This is a genomic window from Synechococcus sp. H55.2, assembly GCF_047462495.1.
GTDB lineage: Bacteria > Cyanobacteriota > Cyanobacteriia > Thermostichales > Thermostichaceae > Thermostichus.
Genome location: NZ_JANSJH010000126.1, coordinates 1 through 4,104 on the forward strand (window position 1 = coordinate 1; position 4,104 = coordinate 4,104).

At 59.0% G+C, this 4,104-nt stretch carries 5 protein-coding genes; 3 read left to right on the forward strand and 2 right to left on the reverse strand.

Annotated elements, in window-relative coordinates; all coding sequences use genetic code 11:
* Positions 1-100: 100 nt before the first annotated feature.
* Entirely contained in the window at positions 101-880 is a 780-nt protein-coding gene (gene surE, locus NW844_RS11790) for a 5'/3'-nucleotidase SurE (RefSeq protein ID WP_414335882.1), read from the reverse strand.
* A gap of 344 nt (positions 881-1,224) precedes the next feature.
* Between surE and NW844_RS11795 the strand changes: the two genes are divergently transcribed.
* Both NW844_RS11795 and NW844_RS11800 read left to right on the forward strand, forming a co-directional pair.
* Positions 1,225-1,890 (forward strand): Crp/Fnr family transcriptional regulator, encoded by a 666-nt coding sequence (locus NW844_RS11795; RefSeq protein ID WP_414335883.1) that lies wholly within the window; start codon positions 1,225-1,227, stop codon positions 1,888-1,890.
* A gap of 3 nt (positions 1,891-1,893) precedes the next feature.
* Entirely contained in the window at positions 1,894-2,763 is an 870-nt protein-coding gene (locus NW844_RS11800; protein ID WP_414335885.1) for an alpha/beta fold hydrolase, read from the forward strand.
* Here NW844_RS11800 and NW844_RS11805 read toward each other — a convergent pair.
* Positions 2,703-3,290 (reverse strand): DUF2518 family protein, encoded by a 588-nt coding sequence (locus NW844_RS11805; RefSeq protein ID WP_414335887.1) that lies wholly within the window; start codon positions 3,288-3,290, stop codon positions 2,703-2,705. The genes NW844_RS11800 and NW844_RS11805 overlap by 61 nt on opposite strands.
* A 352-nt stretch (positions 3,291-3,642) precedes the next feature.
* On the opposite strand from NW844_RS11805, the gene NW844_RS11810 reads away from it, so the two are divergent.
* Positions 3,643-4,104 (forward strand): dynamin family protein (locus tag NW844_RS11810; RefSeq protein WP_414335889.1); only part of this gene is annotated, 462 nt, incomplete at its 3' end.

Genomic DNA, 4,104 nt, shown 5'->3' on the forward strand with positions numbered 1-4,104 from the left:
GGGCTGGCAGCAAAGTGTCTTAATCTTGTTTGAAACGACTATTACAGTAGAGAAGTAGACAACGCTGGAAGAAGCTGTATGCGGCTCACCAGCTTGCAACTCAGGAGCCAAAGGCCGAGATTCCCCACCGCTGCAAGCTGTCGAAGGCGGTGTAGGCCGTCAGATCCGGCTGCAGGGGCGTAATCGACACATACCCTTGGGCAACCGCCTGCACGTCGGAACAGGGATCCACTCCCTCTTCCACCACTTCCCCCGCCAGCCAGTAGTAGGCCTTGCCGCGCGGATCCAGCCGCTTTTCGTAGATATCGGTGTACTTGCGCCAGGCCAGGCGGGCCAAGACCATGCCGCGTATCTCCGTCAGCGCCACCGGTGGGACATTGATGTTCAACAGCAGCGGCTTCTCTAGGGGCTTCAGGCTCAGCTTCTCCAGCAGCGTCAGCACCACCTGGGCCGCCGGCTGAAAATCCTGGTGGGTAAAGCTGGCCAGGCTCACCGCCAGGCTGGGGATCCCTTCCAATAGCCCTTCCATGGCCGCTGAGACGGTGCCGGAGTAGAGCACATCGGTGCCCAGATTGGCTCCCTGATTGATGCCGGAAATCACCCAATCGGGAGGATAATCCAATAGCCCGTCCAGACCCAGCTTGACACAGTCGGAAGGTGTGCCCGAACAGGCCCAGGCTTGCACCTCTGGCGGAAACCCCTCCCGCACCGGATCCACCCGCAGCGGTTTGTGCAACGTCAAGGCGTGGCCGGTGGCCGAGCGCTCCCGATCCGGACAGACTACTGTCACCTGGTGTCCGCCCATCTGAGCCAGCGCTGCCGCTAAACACCGCACCCCTGCCGCCTGGATGCCGTCATCGTTGCTAACGAGAATGTTCATCGGTGCCACTCCTCACCGCGTCCAAGCAACCCGGCTGCCCCTACTATGCTATCTGCTGCTGGGCCCACAGCCGGCCAGGAGCCAGGAAAAAACGAAGAGTGCGGCTTCTGTATGTTACCATTAGACGTAGCCTTATAAACAACATCCGTATAACCACGGTGTTGCTCCATAAATCTTGAGTGTCATTATGAAGCTAAGGTAAAGCTACTACCGAAGCTCCCTTCCTCTTGGTTTATCCTTCCGTTAGGGTCTGGCCTTTTCTTTACAAACTCTTTTGATGGCTCGATGGAGCGGAAGAGGCGGCAAAGTTCACCTAGTTACTCAATTGACAGGAAGCCTATCCCATGTCCCTAGTTTCCATCACATCGGCAGCGGAGGCTCAGGAATGGCGGGAGCTCTGCCAGTGGGCCGAGGAGCACTACCGCTGTCGCACTTTTCCCAAGGATGTGCGCATCCCCACCCGTCCGGGCCTGGTCTACATCCCCCAAGAAGGCGTGGTGCGCCTAGTTAGCCAAACGCCGGAGCGGCGGGAGGTTTTTGTCGGGTTTATCACACCCGGCGTGCCCTTTGAGCTGAGCAACCCGGAGCGCTTTGAGCTAAAAGCTTGCACCCATGTCGATCGCACCACGGTAATGTGGTTTTACTGGCAGGATCTGGAGCAGTGGCCCTACTTGCACCAGAAAATTCAAGAAAGCTTCCGCCAGCAACTGCAACGCAAGCTGCTCTGGCTAGGCAACTTGGGCCAACGGCGTGCCATTGACCGCCTCAAGGGGTTCCTAACGCTGTTGATTGAAGAGTACGGGCAGCCCTGTGAGCAGGGGATGTACCTTCCCTGGACTCTGACCCACGCCCAGATTGGGGACGCCATTGGGGCTACGCGCGTAACGGTCACTCGCCTGCTGGGATCCCTGCGCTCGAAAGGGTTTGTGCAGGTGCTGGATCAAAACTTAATTTGCCTTCCCAACGGGGTGAAGCTGCAGTCCGTGCCCAAAAAGGCGGCTAGCGCCTAAGCTATGGGCCTGCAGCTCTACTACCGTGCCTGGGGCAAAGGGATCCCTTCCCTGCCCATCCTGCTGCTCCACGGCCATCCGGGCAATGCTGACTGCATGGAAGTTTTTGCTGAGGCGGTGGCGGGGATCCACCCCTGTGTGGCGCCGGATCTGCGCGGCTATGGGCGTTCGCAGGTACGGGATCCCTTTGAGATGGCAACTCACCTAGAGGACTTGCAGGAGCTGCTGGATTGCCTGGGCTGGCAGGAGTGTCTGGTGTTGGGCTGGTCGTTGGGTGGGATCCTGGCCCTGGAGTTGGCCTTGCGCCTGCCGCAGCGGGTCAAGGGCTTGGTTTTGGTAGCCAGCGCCGCCTGTCCTCGTAGCAACCATCCCCCCATCACCGTTTGGGATCAGCTTAACACCGGCATTGCTTCGCTGCTCAACTGGCTTTGGCCCGGCTGGAGTTGGAACATCGACACCTTTGGCCGCCGCTCTCTTTACCGCTACCTCATCCAGCAACACACCCCAACCGCCTATCGCTATCTGGCCCAGGCAGCTTTGCCTGCCTATCTGCACACCTCTCCCCAAGCCCGCCGCGCTTTGCGCACCGCCCTGCAACAGGGCTACAACCGTGAGGGGGAGCTGCAGCACCTGCGCCTACCTGTGTTGCTCCTGGCCGGCGAGCGGGATCGCCACATCACCGCCGCTAGCAGCTTGGCCACCGCCCGCCTTCTACCCCAGTGCACCTGCATTGTCTATCCCGATGTGGCCCACCTCTTCCCGTGGGAGATCCCTGAACAGGTAGGACGGGATCTGCGTCGCTGGCTTAGCGCTCAGGACTGGGACAAAGGGAGCTCTTCTAACCCACCCTCAGCGGAAGGAGCCGCAGCCTGAACCTGGACCAACTTGCGCAGCCGGGCAAAGGCTTCTTCCTCCAGCCGGATCTGCTGCTGCTGCTGTTCTTCCGGGGTGCGCAGGCGTTTTCCCAGCGGCTGTTGCAGCGTGCCCAAAAGTAAGGGCTCGGAGACCCCCGGTTCAGGGTGGATGACGGTGCGGGCCTGCAGGGTAAATACCGGCGAGCCGGTGGAGAAGCGACCGGAGGACGCCAAATCGCTGGCCGCCTGCTTCAGCGTGAGGATCAGGTGCTCTGGGGTAATGTCCGGGCTGACGGCGATGACCGCCCGCTCTGCCCCTTGGTCATAGACCGTGGTGTAGGGGGCAGCGCCGGGAATGCGGGAGCGAAAGATCGGCCCTAAACTGAGGGCAAAACAGCCCGCCGTCAAAACCAGGGTGAAGGCCGTGTAGCCCACCAGCGAAAACTTCCAAGGCCAGTTGCGGATCCAGGCCAGCAGGGTAAGCAGAGCCAGCAGACCCGCCACCCCCAGCCCCACCTGGGTGGCAGAGGCGAAGAAAGATTGCAAGGATCCATCCATCATTTACAGGGAGAAGGAGTTCGGACTCAGCAGTCTCATCTTAAGCAATCTGGCAATCCTCTCAACTGCTTGCTGGCTCTAGCCGGGAGGAGATAGGCTTGCGACTCCATCTGCCAAACCAGCTCTCGCTGATCCCAGAAGTGCCGGCAGCTCTGTGCCTTTTAGAACTGTTTTTTATGCTACTGAATGAGCATTGCTGGCAAGAAGAACGCTGAAAACAATGCGAAGGAAACGAACGACGGTATCAGCAAGATGGATATAATGCCAGCGAAGCGGCTTGAGAACTGTTGGCATGTCATCTTCAACCCTATCTGATGGAGCGCATCACCGGCTTGATTCTATGGATCCCTCGGTAGCTTTGCAGACCGCGAGAGACTCACTATTTGACCTCGGCAACCTCACCGCTGGGATCGTTAACGAATACCACGACGTAGTCAGCAACTCCGTGCTGCTGGAGAAGCTGGAGAACTTTCAGGTTGTCTACGAAGAGGCCAATGCCCGCCTACGGAAGCCCTCCTTCCGGATTGCCACCATTGGCACCACCTCTTCAGGTAAGTCCACCATTGTCAACGCTCTCATTGGTCGGAAAATCGCGCCTATCGAGGCGCAGGAGATGAGCGCCGGGATCCTGCGGATTAGGCACGGCGAGCGGAGCAAGTTAGTTATCCACAATACAGAAGGAGCCACCTGGGAATGCGGCACGTGGGAAGACCTGAGGGACGAAGAGATCTACAGCAGGCTCAAGCTGACAATGGAGGCTTACCACCAAGAGCGGCGAAAGAAGAGGAAGAAGGAAGATAAA